This window comes from Micromonospora sp. NPDC051925 (genome assembly GCF_044548625.1).
GTDB lineage: Bacteria > Actinomycetota > Actinomycetes > Mycobacteriales > Micromonosporaceae > Micromonospora.
This window is the reverse complement of the sequence record NZ_JBIUCH010000009.1, coordinates 154,245-179,404: the sequence shown is the minus strand read 5'-3', so window position 1 is coordinate 179,404 and position 25,160 is coordinate 154,245. Positions and strand designations below refer to the sequence as shown.

Below are 25,160 nucleotides of genomic sequence, written 5' to 3'. Positions count from 1 at the left end.
CACATCTTCGTGGACGAGACCAAGGAACGCGGCTTCCTACTGGTCGCCACCGTCGTGCCGCCTTCCGACCTGACTCGCGCCCGCAGGACAGTGCGGAACCTCGTCCTCCCCCACCAGCGCCGGATCCACTTCCACAAGGAAAGAGATGACCGGCGGCGGCAGATCGTCACCGCGATCACCACCATCGGGGTTCAGGCCACCGTGTTCGATGCAGTCGGCCACAGGACCACGAAGCTGCCCGGGATGCCTGCCTCGCCGGGCTGGTCGAATACGCCGCGAAAACCAGTGCAGCGCGTCTGGTGATCGAGCGGGACGACTCGACGCTCAAGGCCGATCAGCGGCTGCTCTTTGAGGAGGTTCGCAGAGCCGGAATCGCCGGACAACTCCGCTACGACCATCTGAAAGCGCACGAGGAGTGCCTACTGGCCATCCCTGACGCACTCGCCTGGTGTTGGGCGAGAGGAGGGCACTGGCGCACGGCGGTGCGGGCCATGGTCACCGAATCACACCGGGTCTGACCGGCCCGAGAAACGCGAGACCCGGCCCACCCACCGTCCGGAAGGCTGCCGGGTCCACTTCCAGGGGGCTACTGCCCCCGGCAATAGCCAGGCTACCTGTGTCCGGAGCTTCCGGACAACTCATTGCGAGTACGTCTGGCCAGGGACACCCAGAGCGAAGTCTCGGTACTCACCCCTGCCGCAACTCCGGCAGACCGGCGACGAAGGCAGCCCAGGACCGACGGCCAAACGCCAACACCGGCCCCGCCGGATCCTTCGAATCCCGTACGCCGACCACCCGAACCGACTCGGCCACCTCGACGCAGTTGGTATCCGAGCCGCTGCGGGTCGACTTACGCCAGGTCACACCGGACAACTCAGGCATGGACCTCAAGGTCACCACGATGAGGGACGTGTCGACAAGTCAGCGACGAAAGCGGACCAGGCCGACCGGTCGAAGGCCAGCACCGGACCGGGCCGATCCTTGGAATCCCGCACCCCCACCACGTGCGCCACCGCGGCCACCTCGACACAGTCGGTGTCGGAGCCGCTGCGGGTCGACTTGCGCCAGGTGGCCTCCGACAACTCTGCGATCACCATCTGCGGCTCACTCCCGCTCATGCTCCACTGCGACCTGGGCTATCAACTTCATCGATTCGGCCGGGCTCAACGCCGACCTCGCCAGCGTATCCGCTTCCCGACGGAACACGTCCACCTGATCGGGCTTCTCCAGGAAGATGCTGGAGATCTTGTGCTCCAGGTGCACCACCGGCGGGAGCCGGTCGAAGTCGAACAGGACGAACGATCCGTCCAACCCGGAGTGTCCGCCGCACGCAAGCGGGACCACCTGAAGGGTCAGGTTCGGCCGATCGGCCATCTCGATCAGATGGTGGAGCTGCCGGGCCATCAGGCGACGACTGCCGAGCGGCCGACGTAGCACCATCTCGTCGATGATCAGACGCAGCTCCGGTGGCTCGTCCCGGGCCAGGATCGCCTGCCGGCCCAGCCTGGCTGCGACCCGCGCCTGGGCGTCCGCCGGTGCCACCCCACACGCCTTCATCAGGGCGCTGGTGTACTCCGGCAACTGGAGCAGGCCCGGCACCAGCAACGGCTGCCAGCCCACTATCCGGGTCGCCTCGGCCTCGAACCGGATGAAGGTACGCGACCACGGGGTCAGGCCGGCCGAGTGCGTCTCCCACCAGCCCGGCTCCCGGCCGCGTCTGGCCATGTCGAGCAACCGTTTGCGCTCCTCGCCGACGACACCGTAGATGGCCAGCAGCGCGGCGATCTCTTCCAGCCGGATGCCCTGCTGGCCGGTCTCGATCCGGGAGAGCTTCGACGGCTGCCAGCCGAGTTGGGTCGCCACCCCCGAGCCGGTCAGGCGTCTGGCCCGCCGCACCTGCCGCAACTCGCCACCCAACCCACGGCCCACCACGGTCGGCGCGCTCTGCTTCGCCACCAGGACTCCCCACCGATCGCTATTGACAGCTCACCCTCAGCGACGTAACCATAATCGCAAATTGCTATCCAAGCCAAGCCTTGCGCCTTGAAGATGAAGGAGTGTCGAAGTGACCGCCTCGAACACCGTCCGCCCCTCGCCCGCCTGGCTGCGGCCGTACGACCCGGATGACTCGCCCGGTCCGATCCCGTCGGTGGTCGAGCGGTTCCGGCGGCGCAGGCGGGACGAGCCGGAGCCGCCCAGCGAGGCCGAGCGGGAGGCCGCCCGCTACACCGTGGTGCTGGTGTCACCCGACGCGGCGCAGGCCCTCGGCGACGACCGGGGCGAGGTCGGGCTGCACCTGTTCCGTGACGAGGACTGGGACGGCAATCCGCCGCACCTGGACGAGGCGGTCAGGTTGATCGAGGAGGCCTGTGGCGAGCGGGTGGCCCTCACCGAGCACCACTCCGACCTCACCTACTGGACCGCCCACCTCCGCGTCTGACCCACCCGCCCGCTGATCCGCTGATCCGTTTACGTCATCAGCTCGACAGCACCCGAACGGACATGGTGTACCCCGCCCGCGCCCCCACCCGGCCGGCCGGCACCCACACCCACACTCCCGCCAGGCCAGCCCCTACCGCCGCGACCGCCGAGCCGGCGCCCCCGCAACGCCCGTGACGCCGAACCCCGCAGCAGGTGACCACGCCCCGGCTACCGGCAGCCGACGCGCATCCCGTCCGGCTATCCGTCGTAGTCGACGGTCAGGGTGTCGGTGGTCGGGCTGGACTGGCAGGTCAGCACGTAACCGGCGGCCACCTCGTCCGGCTCCAGGGCGTAGTTGCGGGCCATCGTGACCTCGCCCGACACCACCTTCGCCTTGCAGGTCGAGCAGACCCCGCCCTTGCAGGCGTACGGCAGCTCGCCGCGCACCCGCAGCGCCGCGTCCAGCACCCGCTCGTCCCGGCCCATGGTGAACCGCGACGACCGGCCGTCCAGCACGATCGTCACCTCGGCCCCGCCGGACGGAGCGTCGGCCCGGTGCACCGGCTCCGGCGGGGCGTCGACGTGGAACAGCTCGGTGTGCACCGCCGACTCCGGCCGACCCCGGCCGGTCAGCACCGCCTTCGCGTCCAGCACCAGCTGGTACGGGCCGCAGAGGAACCACTCCTCGATCGCCTCACCCGGCACGATGGTGTCGAGCAGCCGGCCCAGCCGGTCGGCGTCGATCCGGCCGGAGAGCAACGGCGACTCGCCCGGCTCCCGGGACAGCACGTGCACCAGGTGCAGCCGGGTCGGGTAGCGGTCCTTCAGGTCGGCCAACTCCTCGGCGAACATCACCGTGTTCGCCGTGCGGTTGCCGTACACCAGGGTGAAGGTGCTGGCGGGTTCGACGGCCAGGGCGGTCGCGACCAGCGCGAGCACCGGGGTGATGCCGGAACCGGCGACCACCGCGCCGTAGTGCCGCACCCGGTCCGGCGCGAACGCGGTGGTGAAGTGCCCCAGCGGGGGCAGCACGTCGACGGTGTCGCCGTGCCGCAGCGCCCCGCAGGCGTAGCTGGAGAACGCGCCGCCGGGGATCTCCCGCACCCCGATCCGCAACCGTCCGTGCCGGGCCAGGTCGTCGGGCGTAGAGCAGATCGAGTACGACCGCCGCACGTCCCCGCCCGCGGCGGCTGCGGTCGGGGCGGCTGTGGCGGGGAGACGCACGGTCAGGTGCTGGCCGGCGGAGAAGGCGAAGGTGGCCCGCAGTTCCTCGGGCACCGCGAAGGTGATCGCCACGGCGTCGTCGGTGAGCCGGTCCACGGCGGTGACCGGGAGCGGGTGGAAGGCCGGCCGGCGACGGACCGGGCGGGTGATGGTGACAGTCACAGCGCCTTCAGGTGGTCGAAGGGTTCGGAGCAGGAACGGCAGCGCCAGAGCGCCTTGCACGCGGTGGAGCCGAACCGGCTGACCTGCCCGGTCTCCGGTGACCCGCAGAGCGGGCAACGAACCGCCAACGTCAACGGCACGACGCCTGCCGAGCCGACCGGGGCCGGCGGGGCGATGCCGGCGGCGGCGAGCTTCGCCCGGCCCTCGGCGGAGATCCAGTCGGTGCTCCAGGCGGGACTGAAGACGGTACGGACCTCGGCCTGGGGATGGCCGGCGGCGGCGAGCGCCCGGCGGATGTCGGCGCGGATCACGTCCATCGCCGGGCAGCCGGTGTAGGTGGGGGTGATGGTGACGACCACCCGACCGGTGGCCCGGTCCTCGTCGACCGCCCGCAGGATGCCCAGCTCGTCGATGGTGATCACCCGGATCTCCGGGTCCACCACCGCCGCCACGGCCGCCCTGGGGTCGGTCACCGGCCCGCCCCGCTCACCACTGCGCCCCCGGGTGGGCACGGTGCAGCACCTGCATCTCGGCCAGCAGGAACGACAGCTGCTCGGTGTGTACGCCGTCCCGGCCGCCGCCCGGCGTCCAGCCGGTCGCCGGCCGGGTCAGGGTGGCCTCGGCCAGCACCGGCGCGACGACGGCGTCGAAGTCGGCCCGCAGGGTGGCCGGGTCGACCGGTGCCTCCGGGTCCGCCGTGAACAGCTCGTGGTGGTACGGCCAGAGCTGGTCCACCGCGGCCTGGGCACGGCGGTGCGACTCCTCGGTGCCGTCGCCGAGCCGCTTCACCCACAGCGCGGAGTGGTCGAGGTGGTAGGCGGACTCCTTGCGGGCCTTCGCGCCGATCGCGGCGAGCCGCTCGTCGGCGCACCCGGCCAGCGCGGTGTAGAGCGGCACCTGGTAGGCCGAGAGCAGCAGCAGCTTGACCATGGTCATCGCGAAGTCGCCGTTGGGCAGCTCTACCAGGAGACAGTTGCGGAACTCCCGGTCGTCCCGCAGGAACGCCAGCGCGTCCTCGTCCCGGCCCGCGCCCTCCAGCTCACCGGCGTACGACAGCAGCAGGCGGGCCGCGCCGAGCTGGTCGAGGGCGATGTTGGCCAGCGCGATGTCCTCCTCCATCTCGGGCGCGTGGGTGGCCCACTCGCCGAGCCGCTGGGCGGCGACCAGCGCGTCGTCACCGAGGGCGAGGGTGAAGTCGAACGGGCCGTTCACAGGTGGGCCACCCCGTCCGGCACCTCGTAGAAGGTGGGATGGCGGTAGACCTTGTCGGCGGCCGGGTCGAAGAAGGCGTCCTTCTCGTCGGGGCTGGACGCGGTGATCGCACCGGCCGGCACCACCCAGATCGAGACCCCCTCCTGCCGACGGGTGTAGAGGTCACGGGCGTTGTGCAGGGCCAGTTCGGCGTCGGGGGCGTGCAGGCTGCCGACATGGGTGTGCGACAGCCCGCGTCGGGCCCGGACGAAGACCTCCCAGAGCGGCGAGGTCGCCGGGGCCTGGGGCACTTCGCTGCGCTCGCTCACGCGGCCACCTTCTCCCGCTGCTCCGCCGCCCGCTTCGCCGCGTACGCCGTGGCGGCCTCGCGGACCCACGCGCCGTCGGCGTGGGCGCGGCGGCGGTGCTCCATCCGCTGCCGGTTGCACGGGCCTTCGCCCTTGATCACCCGCATCAGCTCGTCGTAGTCCGGCTGGGTGAAGTCGTACGCCTGCCGCTCGTCGTTCCAGCGCAGTTCGGGATCGGGGATGGTGAGGCCGAGGATTTCCGCCTGCTGCACGCACATGTCGACGAAGCGCTGGCGCAGCTCGTCGTTGGAGAACCGCTTGATCTTCCAGGCCATCGACTGCGCGGAGTGGGTGGAGTCACCGTCCGGCGGGCCGAACATCGCCAGCGACGGGTACCACCAGCGGTCGATCGCGTCCTGCGCCATCGCCTTCTGCGCCGGGGTGCCGTGCGACAGGGTGTGCAGGATCTCGTAGCCCTGCCGCTGGTGGAACGACTCCTCCTTGCAGACCCGGATCATCGCCCGCGCGTACGGCCCGTAGGAGCAGCGGCAGAGCGGGACCTGGTTGACGATCGCCGCGCCGTCCACCAGCCAGCCGATCGCGCCCACGTCGGCCCAGGTGAGGGTGGGGTAGTTGAAGATCGAGCTGTACTTCTGCCGGCCGTCGAGCAGCAGCTCGACCAGCTCGTCCCGGCTGACGCCCAGGGTCTCGGCGGCGGCGTAGAGATAGAGGCCGTGGCCCGCCTCGTCCTGCACCTTGGCCAGCAGGATGGCCTTGCGCTTGAGCGAGGGGGCCCGGCTGATCCAGTTCCCCTCCGGCTGCATGCCGATGATCTCCGAGTGCGCGTGCTGGGCGATCTGCCGGACCAGCGTCCGACGGTAGGCGTCGGGCATCCAGTCGCGCGGTTCGATCTTCTGGTCGGCGTCGATCACGTCGGCGAAGTACGCCGCCGGGTCCTCGCCGGGTGCCGGAGCGTTTCCCCGGGTGCGGGCCGCCGCCTCGCGCAGCGCCGCCTCGGCGGCCTCGACCTGACCGAGCAGGCCACCGCCGGGCGCGTCCTCCTCCGGGGCGAAGTCGTTGCCATACATTCGTCAAGTGTTACAGCTCGTTGCAAGCCGCACCAGAGGGTGTAACAGGATTTGCCGAACCCCTTCCGTTACCGGCTGGACGCTCTCGGTCGATACCGGGACAGGTCGTCAGCTATGACTTGAGTCACTGATCAAAGATGAATGCCACTAAGTGCCGCATATCGTGCCTTTATCTCGACTTACCGGCAGGTTGCCGAGCGTCGGGTTCTGGCGCGTCGGCTGTCCGGACGTAGACTTCCCCGGTCACCACCGATCGGCTGACCGACGATCACCGCACCCAGAGGCCACCATCCCCCGGCCTCGGCGATCGAGCCGACACATTCGGAACAGCCGGTCCCCCGGCCCTGACAACTGGAGTTCACCCACTCATGCGATCTCGCGTGATCATGGTGCTCGCCGTCCTGGCGATACTGCTCGGCACCGGCCTGCTGGTGCCGACCGCGTACGCGGAGCTGGCCGGCGACGACGACGCCGGTGGCATCGGCGGCGGCGCGGCTGCGGAGAAGGTGCCCGCCCCCGCGCCCACCGAGCCGCCGGACCCCACCCTGGCCGCCGGTCCGGTCTCGGTGGACTTCAAGGGCCAGTTCTTCGGCTGGGCACTGATGGACCGCAAGACCGGCAAGATCTCGGGCTCGAAGAACATGACCTCCACCAGCTCCACCGAGTCGATGTTCAAGGCCTGGATCGTCTCCGACTACCTGCGCCAACTCGGCGACAAGGAACCGCCGGAGGAGAAGCTGAAGTACGCGAGCCTGGCCATCCGGGACAGCAACGACGACGCGGCCAACTGGCTCTATGTGGCGGCAGGTGGATCGTACAAGCCACCGGCCGGTGGCCAGCCCAGCCCGGTCCTCAAGCGGGCGATCAAGATCTGCGGCCTCACCGACACCAAACGCGGCAACGTCCCCGATTACGAGGGCTGGTGGAGCTTCACCCGGATGTCCCCCCGGGACGCCGTCCGGCTCGGTGACTGCATCGCCGACGGCAAGGCCGCCGGCCCCAAGTGGACCAAGTGGGTGCTCAACGAGATGGCCCAGGTCCGGGGCAGCGTGACCCAGCAGCAGGACCGCTCCGGCGGCGGCAAGTGGGGCATCGTCGACGGCCTGCCCGCCGAGATCAAGTCGCAGGGTCCGGTGAGCATCAAGAACGGCTGGACCCCACTCAGCTACGACGGCAACTGGCACGTCAGTTGCCTCGCCGTCACCGACAAGTGGAGCCTCGCCGTGATGATGCGCTACCCGGTCAAACAAGGGCTGCCGTACGGCGCGAAGGTCTGCTCCAGCGTCGCCACCCAACTGGTCACCCCCCAGCCCGGCGCCGCGCTCAAGGTGCCGCAGCAGCCCGTCGGGAAGCTCTGATGGCGGGCAACCGGCGGGGCGACCGCCGGGGCCAGCACGGCAACCAGCCGGCCAAGCTGATCGCCGTCGCCGCGATCCTGATCGGCCTGGTGCTGGTCTCGCTGCGGTTACTTCCCGGTTCGCCGCTGGAGTCCAGCGCCGCCTCGCAGTGGGGCGATCCGTCCACGGCGGCCCGGTCCACCGATTCGGCGGCCGACCGCCGCAGCCGTCCCAGCCCGACGCCGTCCCCCACGCCGTCGCTGGCACCGCTGCCCTTCGAGGCCAAGGACCTGAACCTCAACATCAAGGGCTGGTACTCCTGGAGCGTGCTGGACCGACGCACCAACGAGATCATCGGCTCGAAGAACATGGACGAGACCAGCACCACCGCCTCGCTGATCAAGTCGTGGATCGTCGCCGACTACTTACGGCGGGCCGCCGACGCCGGGCAGACCCCGAGCGACGCCAAGCTCGCCGACGCCACCCAAATCATCCGGGACAGCGACAACACCCGGGCCGAACAGTTCTACAACGGCGTCGGCCGGTCCGCATCGATCAAGCGGCTGATCTCGATCTGCAAGCTCACCGACAGCAGCGTGGCAGCCGACGGTGGCTGGAGCCGCACCAACCTCTCCCCCCGGGACGCCGCCCGGCTCGGCAACTGCATCGCCGACGGCCGGGCCGCCGGCCCGAAATGGACCAAGTGGCTGCTCAACGAGATGAAGCTGGTCCGGGGCTCCGGTGACTTCGGCATCCGCAAGGCGTTCCCGGCCGCCGAGCAGAAGAAGATCGCCATCAAGAACGGCTGGATCGACCGGACCCGCGAGCAGGAGATGCACATCAACTGCCTGGCCATCGGCGACACCTGGACGATGGGCGTGATGGTCCGCTACCCGATCAACCTGGGCTACGACTACGGCATGAAGAACTGCCAGAAGATCACCAAGGCGCTGCTCCGCGACGACACCTGACCCGGTTGACGCTGCTCGACCCGCTCCAGGCCGGTCAGCCGGCGAAGAACGCGGGGCCGCCTGCGGGCAGGGCGGGGGCCTCGTCGATCGCCGCCGCCCGCCGGGCGAACTCCCGCAGGCCGGCGACCTGCCGCTCGCCCAGCGAGAAGTCGAGGGTACGGAAGTAGGTGGCCAGGGTGGCCGCGTCGAACGGCTCCCAACGGGCCGCCGCCTCGGCCACCTGGTCCAACTCGGCCAGGCACAGGTCACGGGAGCGCAGGAACGCCTCGTGCACCTCCTTGACCAGGCCGGGGTGGGCGGCGGCGAAGTCGCGGCGGACCGCCCAGACCGCGAAGACCATCGGCAACCCGGTCCATTCCCGCCACGCCTGACCGAGATCGGTCACCGCCAACCCCCGACGGGGCGCCTCGTAGAGGGCGCGCAGCGCCACGTCACCGATCAGCACCCCGGCGTCGGCCTCCAGCAACATCTGGGTCAGGTCGGGCGGGCAGCGGAAGTACTCCGGGCGGACGCCGTACCGGTCGCCGAGCAGGAGCTGGGCCAGCAGCACCCCGGTACGCGAGGTGGAGCCGAGGGCGACCCGCCCACCGTCCAGCTCGGCGAGCGGCTTCGTGGAGACCACGTTGACCGAGAGCACCGGCCCGTCGCTGCCCACCGCCAGGTCCGGCAGGAGCAGCAGCTCGTCGGCGTGCCGCAGGTATTCCACCTGGGAGATCGGGCCGATGTCCAGGTCGCCGGCGATCAACGCGGCGCTGAGCCGGTCCGGCGAGTCCTTGTGCAGGTCGACGTCGAGCAGCGCGCCGGAGCGCATCAGCCCCCAGTAGATCGGCAGGCAGTTGAGGAACTGGATGTGCCCGACCCGGGGACGTGCGACGCGCTCAGCCATGACCCGACGGTATCCCCGCCGGTCCGCACCGGCTCACCGGGAGGCCGGTGAAGTGGCCAACCCCGCACCGCTGCCGACGGCGGCGCGGGACCGGCGGACCGGGCGGGTGACCACCGGCACGAACGCCACCACGACCAGCAGGCCGCCACCACGACCAGCAGGCCGGCGACCCCGACAGGGTGGTAATTCGGTTGCCGCCCTGACCGGTGGGGGTAGGCTGCCATGTCCCCCGCCCGACGGCCGAGGTGTGTAGCACCGCAGCGGACGTCCCCGCGCCGACCCCGGGTCGGAAACGCGAGCGGCAGCGTTTTTCCCGTGTCGAGGAGTACGTGGATGACCCTGCACGCCCCGGAACAGTCCCTGGACGACGAACTCGCCGCCGAGCGGGCCCACCTGGAAACCTCCCGGCTCGCCCTGCGGCGGATGCGGGAACGCGCCCAGTCGCTCTTCGCCACCGGTGACAAGGTCGCCGGGGACGCGTACACCGCCGAGCAGCTCGGCCGGCACCTGGCCCGGCGGGTCGCCGAGCTGGCCGACGACCCGACCACCGCGCTCTTCTTCGGCCGCCTCGACTTCGGCCCCGCCGACCCGGAGCACGCCGGGCGGAAATACCACGTCGGCCGGCGGCACGTCACCGACGAGCGGGGCGAGCCGCTGGTGCTGGACTGGCGGGCCCCGGTGTCCCGCTCGTTCTACCGGGCCAGCGCCCGCGACCCGCGGGGCGTCGCCGTACGACGGCGGTTCGGGTTCAGTGCCGGGACGCTGACCAGTTTCGAGGACGAGCACCTGGACCGGGGCGAAGAGCTGGGGACGACCAGCCGGATCCTCACCGCCGAGATCGAACGTCCTCGGGTCGGGCCGATGCGGGACATCGTCGCCACCATCCAGCCCGAGCAGGACGAACTGGTCCGGGCCGACCTGGCCGACTCGATCTGCGTCCAGGGTGCGCCGGGCACCGGCAAGACGGCCGTCGGGCTGCACCGGGCCGCGTACCTGCTCTATCTGCACCGGGAGCGGTTGCGCCGGGCCGGAGTGCTGATCGTCGGCCCGAACCGGGCGTTCCTGTCGTACATCGCGGCGGTACTGCCGGCCCTCGGCGAGGTCGAGGTCGCCCAGGCCACCGTGGAGGACCTGGTGGCCCGGGTGCCGGTGCGGGCCGTCGACGACCCGGCGGTCGCCGCCCTCAAGCACGACCCCCGGATGGCCGAGGTGCTGCGGCGCGCGGCGGACGCCCTGATCACCGGGCCCACCGAACCGATCATGGTGTCGGACGGCTCGTTCCGCTGGCGGATCGGCCTGGACCCGCTGCACCGGGTGATCGAGGAGACCCGCCGGGAGGGCCTGCCGTACGACACCGGGCGGGAGCGGGTCCGGGCCCGGGTGGTCGGGTTGCTGCAACGCCAGGCCGAGGCCCGCCGGGCCGAGTCGCCGGGCGACGCCTGGCTGCGCCGGATGGGCAGGGCCCGCCCGGTGACCGCCTTCCTCGACGCGGCCTGGCCGGCGCTCACCCCGGAGGAACTGGTGCATACGGTGCTCGGCGATCCGGACATCCTCGCCACCGCCGCCGACGGCCTGCTCACCGGCGAGGAACAGGCCCTGCTGCACGGCACGAAGCTGGGCCGGACGCCGAAGGCGACCCGGTGGACCGCCGCCGACACGGTGCTGATCGACGAGGCGGCCGGGCTGATCGAGCGGCCGGCCGGCTTCGGGCACGTGGTCGTCGACGAGGCGCAGGACCTCTCGCCGATGCAGTGCCGGGCCATCGCCCGCCGCAGCGAGCACGGTTCGATCACCCTGCTCGGCGACCTGGCCCAGGGCACCGCCCCGTGGGCGGCCACCGACTGGCGCGAGTCCCTGGCCCACCTGGGCAAGCCGGACGCGGTGGTGGTGCCGCTGAGCATCGGCTTCCGGGTGCCCGCCGTGGTGGTCGCGTTCGCCAACCGGCTGCTGCCGGCGCTCGCCGTCGACGTACCCCCGGCGGTGTCGCTGCGCCGCGACGGCGCGCTGGAGGTGCGTACCGTGACCGACCTGGCGGCGGCGACGGTGGCCGAGGTGCGCGCGGCGCTCGGGCACGACGGCTCGATCGGGGTGATCGCCGCCGACGACGCGGTGGACGGGCTGCGCGCGGCGCTCGCCGCCGCCGACGTGCCGACCGCGACCGCCGACGACGTCGCCGCCTCGGCGCGGGTCACCGTGGTCCCCGCGACGCTGGTCAAGGGCCTGGAGTACGACCACGTCGTGGTCGTCGAGCCGGCCGCGATCGTGGCCGCCGAGCCGCGTGGGCTGCACCGCCTCTACGTGGCGCTGACCCGGGCCGTCTCCGGGCTGTCGGTGCTGCACGCCGCGCCGCTGCCCGAGCCGCTCGCCGAGCCCGCGACGGCCTGACCCCGGCCGACACCGACACCCGCCCGACCGGGGTCTCCGCCGGTGCGGCTGCGTCTGGATCGTGCTGTTCGCCACGGTCTCCGGCTGGGCGCACCGGCGGGACGAGGGTCGCCGGTTCAGTTGACCTTTCGCCGGTTCGGCCCGGTGAGCGCCGGCCGGTGCCACGATGCCGGCAGGGGCGTCCGCCCCCGGTGGGGGTGTCGGGGCACGCAGGTCCTCGGGAATCCCGGTTCGCCGCCAGCAGCCGAGAGGGGCCGACGTGAGCACCGTCGCAGCGGGCACGCCCTGCTGGACCGACCTGGCCACCCCCGATCTGGACGTCGCCCGGCGGTTCTACCCGGAGCTGTTCGGCTGGACCGGCCGGATCGCTCCGGAACCCGAGGCGGCCGGCTACACCATCTTCCGCAAGGACGGCCGGGCGGTGGCGGGCGCCGGCCCACCGGCCGCCCCGGACCAGGTGCCGGTCTGGTCGATGTACGTGGCCACCGACGACGCCGATCTGGTCACCACCCGGGTCGAGGCGGCCGGCGGGCAGGTCCTGGTCTCCCCGTTCGACGTCCTCGACGCCGGTCGGATGGCGGTCTTCGCCGACCCGGCCGGCGCGGTGTTCAGCGTCTGGCAGCCGATGCGGATGCCCGGGGCGGAACTGCTCGACGCCCCCGGGGCGATGTGCTGGAACGAGCTGGTCAGCCCGGACCCGGAGGGCGCGAAGGCCTTCTACGAGCTGGTCTTCGGCTGGCACCCGGAGGAGCAGCCAGCGGGTGGGTACGCCTACACCGGCTGGCGGTGCGGGGCCCGGATCGTGGCCGGTATGCGGCCACTGCCGCCACTCGGCGTCCGTGGCCCGGCCACCCCAGCGGACGCGGTCGCCCCGGCGGATCCGACGGCCCCACCGGACCCGGCCGCCGGGCCCGATCCACCTGCCCGGCCCGACCCGGTCGACCTGCCGGCGTACTGGTCGGTCTACTTCGCGGTCACCGACGTGGATGCCACCGCCGCCCGCGCCACCACTCTCGGCGCCACCATCCTCGTCCCGCCGCGTACCACCCCCCAGGGCCGCCTGACCACCCTGCGCGACCCCACCGGCGCCACCTTCGACCTCCTCACCCCACCCCACTAGCGACGTCACCGACGACGCGGTGCCGGAGCGGGGCGGACACCGCTACCCGGGCGAGACCGAGCTGGTCACCGGTATCCCGCCGGGTGCGGGCGGGTGGGGACCACCAGGGGGCCGTGGTGGCCGGGGATGACCCGGACCCGGGCCCGGTAGTGGCGGGACAGCAGTTCCTCGGTGAGGACCTGGTCGGGTGGGCCCGCCGCGACGACCCGACCGTCGGCGAGCAGCACCATCCGGTCGGCGTATTCACCGGCGACGGAGAGGTCGTGCATGGTGGCCAGCACCGTGAGGCCGTGCGCCCGACGGAGCTGGTCGACCAGTTCCAGCACCTCCTGCTGGTGGCCGATGTCCAGCGCGCTGGTCGGCTCGTCCAGCAGCAGCAGGGTGGCCCCCTGGGCGAGTGCCCTGGCCAGGAAGACCCGCTGCCGCTCCCCACCGGAGAGGGTGGCCAGCTCGCGCCGGTGGAACCCGGTCAGATCCAACCGGTCGAGTACGTCGTGCACGGCGGCCAGGTCGGCGGCCGACTCCCGACCCAGCGGCGCGATGTACGGGGTCCGCCCCAACAGGACGTAGTCGAACACCGACATGCCCGCCGGCACCACCGGGGACTGCGCCACCGTCGCCACCACCCGGGCCCGGTCCCGACGACGCAGCGCGCCGGACGGCGTACCGAACAGCGAGACCGCGCCCGGGGCGGGCAGCAGGCCGCCGACGGCGCGCAGCAGCGTGGACTTGCCGGCGCCGTTCGGCCCGATCACGGTGACCCACTCGCCCGGGGCGACCGTCAGGTCGACGCCGGCCAGGATCACCGCCCCGCCCAACCGCACGTGCAGCCCCCGCACCTCGACCGCCGGCTCACCCGGCGCACTCCTCGCGCTCACGGAACCACCTCTGCTCGCGACTGCGGGGCTCGCAAACCCGGCGCACTCCTCGCGCTCACGGAACCACCTCTGCTCGCGACTGCGGGGCTCGCAAACCCGGCTCACTCCTCGCGCTCACGGAACCACCTCTGCTCGCGACTGCGGGGCTCGCAAACCCGGCTCACTCCTCGCGCTCACGGGAACACCCGGCGGGCGGTGCGCAGGACCAGGACGAAGAACGGGCCGCCGAGCAGGGCGGTCACCACGCCGATCGGGATCTCGGCGGGGGCGGCGGCGGTCCGGGCGACCACGTCGGTCAGCGCCAGGAACGCCCCGCCGAAGAGCATCGACAGCGGCAGGATCACCCGGTAGCTCGACCCGGCCAGCAGGCGCACGGTGTGCGGCACGATGATCCCGACGAAGCCGATCAGGCCGGAGGCGGAGACGGCGGCGGCGGTGCCGAGCGAGGCGGCGGCGATCAGCAGGTAGCGGGAGCGCTGCGGGTGCAGGCCGAGGCTGGCCGCCTCGTCGTCGCCGACGGACAGCACGTCGAGTTCCCGCCGGTGCAGCAGCACCACCACGGCGGTAAGCACGAAGTACGGCAGGATCAGCCGCACGTCGCCCCAGCCTGCGGTGCCCAGCCGCCCGAGCAGCCAGGAGTAGACCTGCTGGATGCTGTCGGAGTGCCGTTGCAGCAGGTACGTCTGCCCGGCGGCGAGGAACGCCGACACCGCCACCCCGGCCAGGATCAGGGTGGCCGGGGAGCGGTCCCGCCCACCGGCCGCCCCGAGCAGGTACGTCAGGGCGACCGCCCCGAGCGAGCCGACGAACGCGGCGAGCGGAATGGTGACCGGCATCCCGGTCAGCGCCCCGCCCGCCCCGACGCCGCCCAGCGTGATCACCGCGGTCACCGCCAACCCCGCGCCGGCCGCCACCCCCAGCAGGTACGGGTCGGCCAACGGGTTGCGGAACACGCCCTGGTAGCAGCCGCCGGCCAGGGCGAGCAGACCGCCGACGAGCAGGCCGAGGACCACCCGGGGCAGCCGCAGCTCGGTGACGATGGCGATCTCGCGCTCGGTCAGCCCGCTGTCCAGGCGTACCCCGGGCAGCAGGTTGAGCAGTTCGGCCGCGACGCTGCCGGGCGGCAGGCCGACCGGGCCGAGGGACACCCCGGCGACCAGGGCAACCAGCACGGCGAGCACCCCGGTGGCGAGCCAGCGCTTGCGCAGCCCGGCCGGTCGGGGCGTACCGGCGGCGACGCCCGGGGCGCGGTCCGGCCCGGCGGCGGACCGCGGACCCGGACCGGACGCGGACCCGGCCGGCGCAGACCCGGCCGACCCGGAGCCGGCCGGGGGTGCGGCAGCGGTCGGGCCGGGCACGGGCGCGTCGGTCGGCCGGGACGCGTCAGGCGTCCCGGCCGACCCGGGGTCAGTGGACCGTACGGTCACCGGTGGTGGACCGTCACGCCGGCACCTTGGCGGTGGCGTCGACGATCGACCGGAGCAGGTCGACCACGCGCGGCCCCCAGCGCGAGGCGATGTCGTCGTCGAGGGCGACGACCTGGTTGTTCTTGACGGCGGTGACGCCCGCCCAGCCGCTGCGTGCCTTGACCGTGTCGGCGCTCTGCTGGCAGCACTTGACGTCGGCCAGGAAGACGAAGTCCGGGTTCGCCTTGACGATGACCTCCTGGGAGAGCTGCGGGTAGCCGCCGTTCTTGCCGTCGGCGTCGGAGGCGTCGGCGATGTTCTCCAGGCCGGCCAGCGTGTAGATCGAGCCGATGAAGGTCTTGCTGGTCGCGCTGTACAGCTCCGGCCCCAGCTCGTGGTAGTAGGTCAGCTTCGTCGACCGCTGCGGCAGATCCTTGGTGAGCTTGCCGATCTCGTCCTTCATCCGGGCGGTGACGTCGGCCGCCTCGGTCGGGTGGCCGGTGAGCGTGCCCAGGTCGGTGAGCTGGCGGTACGAGTCGTCGAGGGTGGCCGCCGCCGGGGTGAGCAGCACCGGGACCTTCAGCGCGGTGAGCTGGGCGACGATCTTGTTGGTGTCGTTGGCGAGCACCACCAGGTCGGGGTTCTTGCCGGCGATCGCCTCGGCGTTGGGCTGGAAGCCGGACAGCTCGCTCTTGGGCGCGTCGGCCGGAAAGTTCGACTGGTCGTCGACGGCGGTGACCTGCTTGCCGGCACCGATGGCGAAGAGCATCTCGGTCGCGGTGGGCGACAGCGAGACGATCTTCTCGGGCCGCTTGTCCAGGGTGAGATTGCCGACGGTGGCCGGGAACGCGGCGGCGGTGGAGCTGCTGCCGGCGGCGGGGGTGTCGCTGGAGGTCTTCTCGGCGCACGCGCCGAGGGCGAGGGCGGCCACCGCGAGGGTCGCGGCGAACAGCCGGGGGGTACGTCGGGACATCGGTCCTCCTGTCGGTCGAGGAGCGTGGTGCTTCGCCGACAGGGGCCGCTTGGCGTACCCGTCCGCGAGGCGCCCTTCCTCGAGAGCGCGTGTCGCGACCGACCGCAGGCGACCTGGCTCGTCCCCACACACGGCGACGCCGGCCACTCGGGCCGGGCGCCGGAGCGGCCCCCGGCGGGGCCGGGAACCACGGTAGGGCATCACAGTTGCGGGACAGCGCCGGTTTCGCACCGGCTTCGCTGCGGGTCGATCGGGTGCCACGGTAGCGCACGACCAGCGGAGATCGTCCGGATGGGAGGGGTGGGTGGGGTCCCGTCGGGGGCTTACAGGACCCCACCCGGAGTCACGACTGTAGGGTCAGCAGTAGGTGCTCTGCTTGTTGATCACCCGGTACGGGCAGTCGGCGTACTCCGACAGGAGCAGCACCGCCTCCTTGTTCCGGGAGGTCTGGGCGGGGATCACCTCGTCGGGCGGGTAGAAGCCGCCGCCGGCCCCGGACGGCCCGGGGTACATCTCGAAGGTGTACGCCCAGATCTTGTGCGTCCCCCACATCCAGTCGAGGCTGTCGCCGTCGGTGATGTAGAGGTCGCTGGACTGCTCGGGGGTGTACCCGTTGGTGGCCGCCATCTGCTGCCCGAGGGTGGCGAAGGTGTTGTACTGGTCGGCCGTCATCCCGGTGGCGGTGTTGGCCGTGGTGTAGCCGAACGGCCAGAGCACCAGCTGCGAGTACGTGTGCCAGTCGATGTTGGCCTTGATCTGCTGCACCCCGCCGACGACCCGGCTGTTGACGAAGTCGCGCATCGCCTTGGTCTCCGGGGAGGAGAAGGCGGACGGCCCACGGTAGGTGGTCGACGACGGCGTGCCGGACGAGCCGCCGCAGCAGCCCCAGTTGTAGCCCCAGTTGCGGTTCAGGTCGGTGCCGACCGCCGCAGCGCCGCTGTTGGGCTGCCGGTTCTTACGCCAGGAGCGATAGGAGCCGGTGGCGATGTCGTACTCGCTGCCGTCCGGGTTGACCGTCGGGACGATCCAGATCTCCCGGGAGTTGACGATGTTGGTGATCCGCGAGTCGGTGCCGTAGCTGTCGGTGAAGAGGTTGAGCAGGTAGATCGCCATCTCGACGGTCAGGTGCTCGCGGGCGTGCTGCTGGGAGTTGAACAGGATCTCCGGCTCGGCCTCGTCGGTGCCGACGTTGTCGGAGATCTTCACCGCCATCAGGTCGCGGCCCTCGTACGACTTGCCGATGCTGGTCTTGCGGGCGATGGCCGGGTGGTCGGCGACCACCTGGTTGACCACGGTGGTCAGCTCGGCGTAGTCGTGGTAGTTCGAGTCGGCCGGCGGGAAGGCGTAGGTGCCGGCACCGTCCGCGGGGGCCGGCTCGGCCTCCTGCTCGAGCCGGAAGCCGAGCCGGGTGATGGCGGCGGCCTCGGACCGGGTGGCCGAGACGTACAGCACTCCGTGCTCGGCGGAGTCGATGGCCGCACCGGTGCGGGCGACGGCGTTGCGGTCGGCGAGGGTGCGGGGGCCGAGCACCCGGTAGCCGACGGCGGCGGGCTCGGGCTCCGGGGCCGGGCGCGCGGAGACCGGGCCGGTGGCGACGGCGGTGAGGCCGAGGCCGGCGACGACGGCGAGCGCCAGGCGACGCCGGAAGGGGGAGGTGCGGAAGGCCATGAACATCCTCCTCGGGGTACGGGGTATCCCGTTGTGCGCACACTCCACCAGGAGTCACATGGTCATATCAATATCCGTGACTATCTCTGCCCATCCCGATCGGATCGTCACGCCGGCAATGACTTTCCATGCCTCAACCTCTGGCGAAACTTCCTGCCGGGCAGGACAGTTGAGGGCAACGATTCCCCACCCTGCGGAGCTGCCATGTCCAGCAGAGCCCTGCGCGCCGCCGCCGTCGTCGGCGTCGCCACCCTCACCCTGCTCGCCAGCACCGCTCCCGTCCGAGCCGGCGGCCACCCGCCCGCCGGGGACCGGCCGCCCGCGAACGGGCACGACGAACAGATCACCTTCCAGGAGTGGTCCCGGTATCCCGACTGGCGGGCCGGCACCCACCGGGGCACCCACGCCGTACCCGGTCGGCAGGCCGGCCTGACCATCGGTCGACCCGCCGGCACCACCGAGTTCACCGACGAGCACACCGGCACCACCCGCACCTGGGAGTACGCCACCTGGACCTCGCCACGGACCACGATCGGCTTCGACGCCACCGAACTGGTCGCCTCCTGGAACGCCGACACCCCCGCCGGCACCTGGCTCCAGGTCGAACTCCAGGGCACCTACACCACCGGCGACCACACCCCGTGGTACGTCATGGCCCGCTGGGCCGCCGGGGACCAGGACCTCAAACGGGCCACCCTGGACGATCAGGGCGACCCCTGGTCCAGCGTCTGGACCGACACCCTCGCCATCGACGACGCCACCGCCGGGGTGCTGCTGCGGTCGTACCAGCTGCGGCTCACCCTCTACCGCGCGCCCGGACAGACCGCCTCACCCCGGGTCCGGATGCTCGGCGCGATGAGCTCCCACGTGCCGGACCGGTTCACCGTCACCCCCAGCCGGGGCGGCATCGCCTGGGGCACCGAACTGCCCGTGCCGGCCCGCTCCCAGATGATCCACCGGGGCAGCTACCCCGAGTGGGGCGGCGGCGGCCAGGTCTGGTGCAGCCCGACGTCCACCACGATGGTGCTGGAGTACTACGGCCGGCTGCCGTCCGCCGCGGACATGTCCTGGATCAGCCCCGACCACCCCGACCCGCAGGTCGTGCACGCCGCTCGGATGACCTGGGACAACGAGTACGACGGCGCCGGCAACTGGCCGTTCAACACCGCGTACGCGGCCACCTTCACCGGCATCGACGCGCGGGTGACCCGGCTGCACTCACTCGACGAGGCGGAACGGTTCATCCGGGCCGGCATTCCCGTGATCACCTCGCAGTCCTTTCTCGACACCGAGCTGGACGGTTCGAACTACGGCACCTCCGGGCACCTGTTCGTGATCGTCGGCTTCACCGCGAACGGCGACGTGATCGTCAACGACCCGGCATCGGCGTCCGACGCCGAAGTGCGCAACGTCTACCGGCAGGACCAGTTCGAGCAGGTCTGGCTGCGTACCAAGCGCCACCGGGCCGACGGCACCGTGGCCGGCGGTTCGGGCGGCATCGCGTACCTGATCAAGCCGGCCGACCGCCCATGGCCGGTGGTCCCAGGCTCCACCAACTGGTGACCCGACCGACATGATCCACTCCCGTGGGCCGAGGTAGCGGTATCCCGCCCTCCCGATACCGCCACCGGGCCACCATTGTGTGGATCATGCCGCCGGGAACGACCCGCGCGGGCCCGGAGCGGGACACGAGGCCGGCGCGGGACCACGACACGAGGCCGGCGCGGCACGGGCCAGGGCCGCGGGACCAGGAGGCGCGAGGCCAGAGGCGGGGTCAGGGGCGCGGGGTCAGGGGCGCGGGGTCAGGGGCGCGGGGTCAGGGGCGCGGGGTCAGGGGCGTCGGTCGCCCTCGGTGGGCTGGTCGGCGGCGGTGGGCTGGTCGTCGCCGGCCAGGGCGGAACGGAGGCGCTCTTTCTCCGCCCGGCGGCGCTCGGCGGCGGCGGCCACCTCCTCCGCCATCTGGTCCCGCCAGCCCCGGAGCAGGAAGAACGACGCGGCGGCGGAGAAGATCAAGGCCACCATCAGCTTCAGGAAGAGGTTCATCCCGACCGGCCACAGCGCCGCCACGACCACCAGGAAGAGCCCGATCCGGGCCAACGTGTACTTGACCGCCGCGCTCACGGGTTCACCTCGGTTCGCGACTGCGGGGCTCGCACACCCCGCTCACTCCTCGCGCTCACACGCCCACCTCGGTTCGCGACTGCGGGGCTCGCACACCCCGCTCACTCCTCGCGCTCACGTACCCACTCCTTTGTGATGCGTCGGGACGCCCCGTCGCCGGTGGTTCAGCCCGTCCGCCGGGCCAGCCAGTGCACGCCCTGGAACCAGAGCACCGCGTACCCGACGGTAAACGCGAGCGCGGCCAGCGCGCCGGTGAACAGCGGAGCCAGCCCGCTCGCCAGGCCCGCCACCAGCAGCCCGGCGACCACCGCGACGACCGCACCGACCAGCGCGGCGACCACCCGGGCCGCGCCGAAGCCCCAGGCCCGGAAGTCGTCCCAGAACAGCCAGGCCGGCAGGATCACCGCGAGCCAGCCATTGGTACGACCGAAGTCCCCCGCGCCGGCCGTCGCGAACGCCCACTCGAAGAGCACCAACGCCAGCAGGCCGATCACCCAGCCGGCCAGGCTCACCCCGAGCAGGTCGCCCAGGGTCAGGATGCGCCCCTCGGCGTCCCGGCGGGGAAACCCGCTCCGCTGCTCGGTCGTCGGCTGCTGTCCGGTCATGGTGTGACGAGCATACGGCTGGGTCAGGCCCACACCTGCTGCGGCTCGGAACGCCGAGACGCCAGCGACGGCGCCCGGTCGTACTCGCGGACCACGTTGTAACGGGTGTCCCGCTCGACCGGCTGGAAGCCGGCGTCCCAGATCAGGTGCAGCAGGTCGTCCCGGTGCATGGTGTTCGGGGTGCCGTACGAGTCGGCGTCGTGGGTGATCTTGTATTCGACGACCGAGCCGTCCAGGTCGTCCACGCCGAAGTTGAGCGAGAGCTGGGCCACCGACAGGCCGTGCATCACCCAGAAGTTCTTCAGGTGCGGGACGTTGTCGAAGAGCAGCCGGGAGACCGCGAAGGTCTTCAGGGACTCGGCCGGCGAGGCCATCGTGGTGCGCGCCTGGATCCGGTTACGGATCTTGCCGTCCGCCGAGTCGACGAAGTCGTGCTGGTAGCGCAGCGGGATGAAGACCGCGAAACCGCCCGTCTCATCCTGCAACTCGCGCAGCCGCAACACGTGGTCGACCCGGTGCCGGGGCTCCTCGATGTGGCCGTAGAGCATCGTCGCCGGGGTCTTCATGCCCTTGGCGTGGGCCAGCGCGTGGATCCGCGACCAGTCCTCCCAGTGGCAGGCGTGGTCGACGATGTGCTGGCGGACCTCCCAGTCGAAGATCTCCGCGCCGCCGCCGGTCAGCGACTCCAGGCCGGCGTCCATCAGCTCGTCGAGGATCTCGTCGGCGGACAGGCCGCTGATCTTCTCGAACCACTGCACCTCGGTCGCGGTGAAGCACTTGAGCTTGACGTTCGGCAGCGCCGCCTTCAGCTCGCGCAGCACCTTCGGGTAGTAGCGCCAGGGCAGCGTGGGGTGCAGGCCGTTGACGATGTGCAGCTCGGTGAGCTGCTCGTCCTCCATCTCCTTGGCCTTGCGGACCGCCTCGTCGATGCGCATCGTGTATGCGTCCTTCTCGCCCGGCTTGCGCTGGAAAGAGCAGTACGCGCAGGAGGCGGAACAGACGTTGGTCAGGTTGAGGTGGCGGTTGACGTTGAACATCACCCGCTCGCCGTTCAACTCCGTACGCCGGTGGTGGGCCAGCCGGCCCAACCAGGTCAGGTCGTCGCTCTCGTACAGGGCGATCCCGTCGGCGCGGGTCAGTCGCTCCCCCGCGTACACCTTCGCTTCGAGCTCACGCTTGAGTCCGGCGTCCATCGAAAAGCCACGTCCCTTCACACCTGCGGTCCCGGTCGAGCCTACGTCGGACCACCGACGAGTCGGCAGGACGGGCACCGGCAGCGACGCAGTTCACCCGTACTCACAGCCTTCTCCAAGGCGGCCACGGATCGACATCGTTGTCATGGTGCGGTAAGACAGGGTGGGACGCGACGCACGCCGGTGGCGTCCCGGTCACCGCGCCCACCCCGCGCGGTGCCATCACGCGGCACAGGGAGCGGAATGGTTGACAGCGGGCACGGGCGACGGCAGCGACGACGCAGAAGCCCGGTGATCTCCCCGGTGCTGCGTCCGGCGCTCTGGTCGGCCCTGCTCGGCGCGGTCGCCGCGATGGTCCTGGCCACCCCGGTCTACGCCGATCCCGCGCTGCCCAACACCGTCCCCGACACCGGTTCCCGGCCGGTGGCGACGGGCGGGCTGCAACTGCCCGGCGCGGCGAACCCCGGCTATCCCACCGGCCAGTCCGGCAGCACCACCCTCCCGGTCGGCGGGCTCCCGACCAACCCGCTGCTGTCCCAGATCGACGCCCTGACCGCGCAGAACGGCCAGCTCGCCGACCAACTCCTCCAGCTGCAGAAGCAGCGCGACGACGCACGCAGCCAGCTCACCGGTGTCCAGGGCGAGCTGACCCGGGCCCGGGGCGCGCTGACCGTGGCCGAGCAGCAGGCCAACGCCGTCGCCGCGAACGCCTTCAAGGCCGCCGCCGCCCTGCCACCCGGCGAACTCGCCCGGGACCTGCGCGGGCTGAGCGTCCTCCAGCGGGTCTCCCGGGGCGAGCAGGCCGACGACGAGACCACCGCGGCGGCCGGCGAACTGTCCCGGGCCCGGACGGCCGAGCAGGTCGCCACCCAGGCGGTCACCGCCGCCGAGGACCGGGTCCGCCGGGCCGAGGAGCAGTTCGCCGCGGTGCAGAAGGCGCTGCGCGAGAACGACGCCAAGCTCACCAGGCTGCGGGCCGACAACCAGGCCCAGCTCATCGCGCTGGAGAAGCAGCAGGAAGCCGCCGAGCAGCAGTTGGGCGCGGCGTACGTCGAGGGGCAGAGCAGCACCGGGCTGAATGCCAGCCCGCAGGCGCTCGCCGCCGTGCGGTACGCGCTGGCCCAACTCGGCGATCCCTACCTCTGGGCGGCCGAGGGCCCGGACCGGTTCGACTGCTCGGGCCTGATGTGGGCCGCCTACCGGTCGGCCGGGTACTACGACCTGCCCCGGGTCGCCCGCGACCAGTACTACGCCACCCGCAGCCGGGCGGTCGCGCAGAGCGCCCTGCTCCCCGGTGACCTGCTCTTCTTCGCCTCGGGCAGCAGCTGGACGACCATCCACCACGTCGCGATGTACATCGGTGGCGGGCGGATGGTGCAGGCGCCGCGCAGCGGGGACGTGGTCAAGATCTCCCAGGTCCGGTGGTCCGGCCTCTATGCCTCCACCCGGGTCGTCGGGGCGGTGACCACCCCTGGCGCCCCGGTCACCCAGGCCCCGACGCCGACCCCGAAGCCCACCACCCCGTCGCCGAAGCCCACCACCGCGTCACCGAAACCCACCACGCCCACGCCTCGGCCGACCGGAGGGTCGACGAAGCCGCCGACCAAGCCGCCGACCCCGAAGCCGTCGAACAGCTCCGCGACGCCGACGCCCACGCCGACCGAGAGCGCGGAACCGACGCCGAGCATCTCCGGCTCCGGTACGCCGACCCCGGAGACCAGTAGCGCCACGCCGACCACGGTCGCCAGCACCGGCACCCCGGAGAGCAGCCGGTCGGCGTCCGCCTCGGCGTCGGCGAGCACGGGGAGCTGACCGACCGCGACCGTCCCCGTCGATACTCCGGCTGTGCCGACAGGACGAGATGTGGCACGGTGACACGAGGCACATCCGGTCACTGTTCACGGGACGCGGGTGCGAGGGTGCGCGGAGGGCGATCATGGGCGAGCAAGAGGTTCCGGTGGAGCGCGTCGACCAGGGGACCGTGCCCGACCCGGCCGCCGACATCCCGGGCCAGCCCACCGGCGTCACCAAAACCCCCGGCGGAGCCGCCGACCCGCGGGGGGTATCCGCCGGAGCCGCTGACCGGCCGGCCCGCGCCACGGCCAGCGTGAGCACCGTGACCGCGCCGCCCGAGAACAGGAAACTGCCCGACGGCCCGGCCACCGCCACCACCTACCGAACAGGCGGCCCGGCACCCTCCGCCGGCCCGTCCACCCCGGTCACCGTCCCCACCACCAGAACCGCCAACCCGGACGGCCTGGCCACCAGAACCGCCAACCCGGACGGCCCCACCACCAGAACCGCCGGGCCGGCGAGCCGGACGTCGGACCCGGTACCCGTCGCGGCTGACGTGCCCGGTTCCGTTTCCACCCGACCCGACAGCCCCGCAGACGACCCGGCTGCCCCGGCGGTCGTTTTCGGGCAGCGCGGCGGATCGGACGGCGGCACCGCACGGGCCAGCGTCTCCGTCCCCGGGCTCAGCCGGATCTCCGCCGCCGAGGCCGAAGGTGCGGCAGCCGGCGCGGGAACCCGGTCCGGCGACGCGGCCCCCGGGGTGTACCGGTCGGCACCGGTCAACCCGGAGCCGCCCGAGCCGGCGCAGCCCCCGGAGCCGGTCCAGCCGCCCACCCCACCGACCCCGGAACCGGAGCCCACCCCGGAACCGTCACCGGCCCCGACGCCCGAGCCGGCCCCGAGCCCGTCGCCGTTCACCCCCGAACCGCCGACGCCGAGCCCGTCGCCGTTCACTCCCGAACCACCGGCCCCGAGCCCGTCGCCGTTCACTCCCGAACCACCGGCCCCGAGCCCGTCGCCGTTCACCCCCGAACCACCGGCACCGAAGCCGTTCCCCGCGCCGGTCCCGCCGCTGCCCGGACCGCCGCCGGGGACCGGACCGGTCCCACCCGGCCCGGTCCCGCCCGTACCCGGGCCGCCGGTGCCGCCCCCGGGTCCGGCGGTACCGCCGCCTCCGCCGCCGCCCGGCCCGATGCCGGCACCTCCGTTTCCCCCGCCACCGGCCATGCCCGACCGGTCGACCCCGGCACCGGCTTTCCGGGCGAGCGCCTCCGCTGCCGTCCCCACCACCGGTGGCACCGCCACCCCGCCCGTCTCGGCACCCCCGGCCTTCGTTCCCACGACCCCGACATCGACACCCCCGGCCCCGACACCCTCCGTCATCACCCCGCCGACCTCGACACCCCCGGCCTTCAGCCCTGCGGTCTCG

25 protein-coding genes and 1 pseudogene are annotated in these 25,160 nt (G+C 72.2%); 9 read left to right on the top strand and 17 right to left on the bottom strand.

Going from position 1 to position 25,160, the window contains the following annotated elements; all coding sequences use genetic code 11:
- Nucleotides 1-9 precede the first annotated feature (9 nt).
- On the top strand, nt 10-303 hold the full coding sequence (locus tag ACIG87_RS14625; RefSeq protein WP_396851003.1) for a hypothetical protein: 294 nt from the start codon (nt 10-12) through the stop codon (nt 301-303).
- Nucleotides 300-518 carry a hypothetical protein gene (locus ACIG87_RS14620; RefSeq protein WP_396851002.1) on the top strand — a complete coding sequence of 73 codons (219 nt, stop codon included), beginning with the start codon at nt 300-302 and terminating at the stop codon, nt 516-518. The genes ACIG87_RS14625 and ACIG87_RS14620 overlap by 4 nt, the downstream gene beginning before the upstream one ends.
- Nucleotides 519-687: 169 nt before the next feature.
- On the opposite strand, the gene ACIG87_RS14615 is transcribed toward ACIG87_RS14620, so the two are convergent.
- From ACIG87_RS14615 to ACIG87_RS14605, 3 genes are read right to left on the bottom strand one after another with little or no spacing between them, the layout of a single operon-like run.
- Nucleotides 688-882 carry a DUF397 domain-containing protein gene (locus tag ACIG87_RS14615; RefSeq protein WP_396851001.1) on the bottom strand — a complete coding sequence of 65 codons (195 nt, stop codon included), beginning with the start codon at nt 880-882 and terminating at the stop codon, nt 688-690.
- Between the two features lie 11 nt (nt 883-893).
- On the bottom strand, nt 894-1,118 hold the full coding sequence (locus ACIG87_RS14610; RefSeq protein WP_396851000.1) for a DUF397 domain-containing protein: 225 nt from the start codon (nt 1,116-1,118) through the stop codon (nt 894-896).
- Nucleotides 1,105-1,956, bottom strand: a complete 852-nt coding sequence (locus ACIG87_RS14605) for a helix-turn-helix domain-containing protein (protein WP_396850999.1) — start codon at nt 1,954-1,956, stop codon at nt 1,105-1,107. Before ACIG87_RS14605 ends, ACIG87_RS14610 begins: the two co-directional genes overlap by 14 nt.
- A 109-nt stretch (nt 1,957-2,065) precedes the next feature.
- Between ACIG87_RS14605 and ACIG87_RS14600 the strand changes: the two genes are divergently transcribed.
- Complete coding sequence (locus ACIG87_RS14600; RefSeq protein WP_396850998.1) at nt 2,066-2,440, top strand: hypothetical protein; 375 nt, start codon at nt 2,066-2,068, stop codon at nt 2,438-2,440.
- Nucleotides 2,441-2,679: 239 nt separating this feature from the next.
- Here the strand turns inward: ACIG87_RS14600 and paaE are convergent, their stop codons facing one another.
- The 5 genes from paaE to paaA are packed head-to-tail and all read right to left on the bottom strand — an operon-like array spanning nt 2,680 to nt 6,394.
- Nucleotides 2,680-3,807, bottom strand: a complete 1,128-nt coding sequence (gene paaE / locus ACIG87_RS14595) for a 1,2-phenylacetyl-CoA epoxidase subunit PaaE (protein WP_396850997.1) — start codon at nt 3,805-3,807, stop codon at nt 2,680-2,682.
- Complete coding sequence (gene paaD, locus ACIG87_RS14590) at nt 3,804-4,280, bottom strand: 1,2-phenylacetyl-CoA epoxidase subunit PaaD (protein WP_396850996.1); 477 nt, start codon at nt 4,278-4,280, stop codon at nt 3,804-3,806. Before paaD ends, paaE begins: the two co-directional genes overlap by 4 nt.
- A gap of 13 nt (nt 4,281-4,293) precedes the next feature.
- The gene (paaC, locus tag ACIG87_RS14585; RefSeq protein WP_396850995.1) at nt 4,294-5,019 is read right to left on the bottom strand and encodes a 1,2-phenylacetyl-CoA epoxidase subunit PaaC; all 726 of its coding nucleotides are present in this window, start codon (nt 5,017-5,019) and stop codon (nt 4,294-4,296) included.
- Entirely contained in the window at nt 5,016-5,327 is a 312-nt protein-coding gene (gene paaB / locus ACIG87_RS14580) for a 1,2-phenylacetyl-CoA epoxidase subunit PaaB (RefSeq protein WP_396850994.1), read from the bottom strand. The genes paaC and paaB overlap by 4 nt, the downstream gene beginning before the upstream one ends.
- Complete coding sequence (paaA, locus tag ACIG87_RS14575; RefSeq protein WP_396850993.1) at nt 5,324-6,394, bottom strand: 1,2-phenylacetyl-CoA epoxidase subunit PaaA; 1,071 nt, start codon at nt 6,392-6,394, stop codon at nt 5,324-5,326. Before paaA ends, paaB begins: the two co-directional genes overlap by 4 nt.
- 368 nt (nt 6,395-6,762) lie before the next feature.
- Here paaA and ACIG87_RS14570 point away from each other — a divergent pair, with 368 nt between their 5' ends.
- Nucleotides 6,763-7,752, top strand: a complete 990-nt coding sequence (locus ACIG87_RS14570) for a hypothetical protein (protein WP_396850992.1) — start codon at nt 6,763-6,765, stop codon at nt 7,750-7,752.
- Nucleotides 7,752-8,702 carry a hypothetical protein gene (locus tag ACIG87_RS14565; protein ID WP_396850991.1) on the top strand — a complete coding sequence of 317 codons (951 nt, stop codon included), beginning with the start codon at nt 7,752-7,754 and terminating at the stop codon, nt 8,700-8,702. Before ACIG87_RS14570 ends, ACIG87_RS14565 begins: the two co-directional genes overlap by 1 nt.
- A 34-nt stretch (nt 8,703-8,736) precedes the next feature.
- Here the strand turns inward: ACIG87_RS14565 and ACIG87_RS14560 are convergent, their stop codons facing one another.
- Complete coding sequence (locus tag ACIG87_RS14560; protein ID WP_396850990.1) at nt 8,737-9,588, bottom strand: menaquinone biosynthetic enzyme MqnA/MqnD family protein; 852 nt, start codon at nt 9,586-9,588, stop codon at nt 8,737-8,739.
- A gap of 333 nt (nt 9,589-9,921) precedes the next feature.
- Here ACIG87_RS14560 and ACIG87_RS14555 point away from each other — a divergent pair, with 333 nt between their 5' ends.
- A complete protein-coding gene (locus ACIG87_RS14555; protein ID WP_396850989.1) occupies nt 9,922-11,973 on the top strand; it encodes a HelD family protein in 2,052 nt (683 codons plus the stop codon).
- A 259-nt stretch (nt 11,974-12,232) separates the two neighbouring features.
- Nucleotides 12,233-13,093: a VOC family protein gene (locus ACIG87_RS14550; protein ID WP_396850988.1), complete on the top strand. Its 861-nt coding sequence runs from the start codon at nt 12,233-12,235 to the stop codon at nt 13,091-13,093.
- Between the two features lie 65 nt (nt 13,094-13,158).
- Here the strand turns inward: ACIG87_RS14550 and ACIG87_RS14545 are convergent, their stop codons facing one another.
- From ACIG87_RS14545 to ACIG87_RS14530, 4 genes and pseudogenes are all read right to left on the bottom strand, one after another.
- Nucleotides 13,159-13,971 carry an ABC transporter ATP-binding protein gene (locus ACIG87_RS14545; RefSeq protein ID WP_396850987.1) on the bottom strand — a complete coding sequence of 271 codons (813 nt, stop codon included), beginning with the start codon at nt 13,969-13,971 and terminating at the stop codon, nt 13,159-13,161.
- Nucleotides 13,972-14,144: 173 nt separating this feature from the next.
- Nucleotides 14,145-15,179 carry a FecCD family ABC transporter permease gene (locus ACIG87_RS14540; protein WP_396851101.1) on the bottom strand — a complete coding sequence of 345 codons (1,035 nt, stop codon included), beginning with the start codon at nt 15,177-15,179 and terminating at the stop codon, nt 14,145-14,147.
- Between the two features lie 232 nt (nt 15,180-15,411).
- Nucleotides 15,412-16,350 carry an ABC transporter substrate-binding protein gene (locus tag ACIG87_RS14535; RefSeq protein ID WP_396850986.1) on the bottom strand — a complete coding sequence of 313 codons (939 nt, stop codon included), beginning with the start codon at nt 16,348-16,350 and terminating at the stop codon, nt 15,412-15,414.
- A 360-nt stretch (nt 16,351-16,710) separates the two neighbouring features.
- Nucleotides 16,711-18,018: pseudogene (locus ACIG87_RS14530) on the bottom strand (M14 family metallopeptidase); the annotation flags it as partial.
- A 204-nt stretch (nt 18,019-18,222) separates the two neighbouring features.
- On the opposite strand from ACIG87_RS14530, the gene ACIG87_RS14525 reads away from it, so the two are divergent.
- On the top strand, nt 18,223-19,581 hold the full coding sequence (locus ACIG87_RS14525) for a C39 family peptidase (protein ID WP_396850985.1): 1,359 nt from the start codon (nt 18,223-18,225) through the stop codon (nt 19,579-19,581).
- Nucleotides 19,582-19,848: 267 nt separating this feature from the next.
- Here ACIG87_RS14525 and ACIG87_RS14520 read toward each other — a convergent pair whose 3' ends face one another.
- From ACIG87_RS14520 to mqnE, 3 genes are all read right to left on the bottom strand, one after another.
- Nucleotides 19,849-20,139: a DUF4229 domain-containing protein gene (locus ACIG87_RS14520; protein WP_396850984.1), complete on the bottom strand. Its 291-nt coding sequence runs from the start codon at nt 20,137-20,139 to the stop codon at nt 19,849-19,851.
- A gap of 164 nt (nt 20,140-20,303) precedes the next feature.
- Nucleotides 20,304-20,744, bottom strand: a complete 441-nt coding sequence (locus ACIG87_RS14515; RefSeq protein WP_396850983.1) for a hypothetical protein — start codon at nt 20,742-20,744, stop codon at nt 20,304-20,306.
- Nucleotides 20,745-20,767: 23 nt separating this feature from the next.
- Nucleotides 20,768-21,937, bottom strand: a complete 1,170-nt coding sequence (mqnE, locus tag ACIG87_RS14510; RefSeq protein WP_396850982.1) for an aminofutalosine synthase MqnE — start codon at nt 21,935-21,937, stop codon at nt 20,768-20,770.
- 243 nt (nt 21,938-22,180) lie between these two features.
- On the opposite strand from mqnE, the gene ACIG87_RS14505 reads away from it, so the two are divergent.
- Nucleotides 22,181-23,749, top strand: coding sequence for an NlpC/P60 family protein (locus tag ACIG87_RS14505; protein WP_396850981.1), 1,569 nt, complete (start codon nt 22,181-22,183; stop codon nt 23,747-23,749).
- Nucleotides 23,750-24,109: 360 nt separating this feature from the next.
- Here the strand turns inward: ACIG87_RS14505 and ACIG87_RS14500 are convergent, their stop codons facing one another.
- Nucleotides 24,110-25,114 (bottom strand): hypothetical protein, encoded by a 1,005-nt coding sequence (locus tag ACIG87_RS14500; RefSeq protein WP_396850980.1) that lies wholly within the window; start codon nt 25,112-25,114, stop codon nt 24,110-24,112.
- Nucleotides 25,115-25,160: the final 46 nt, after the last annotated feature.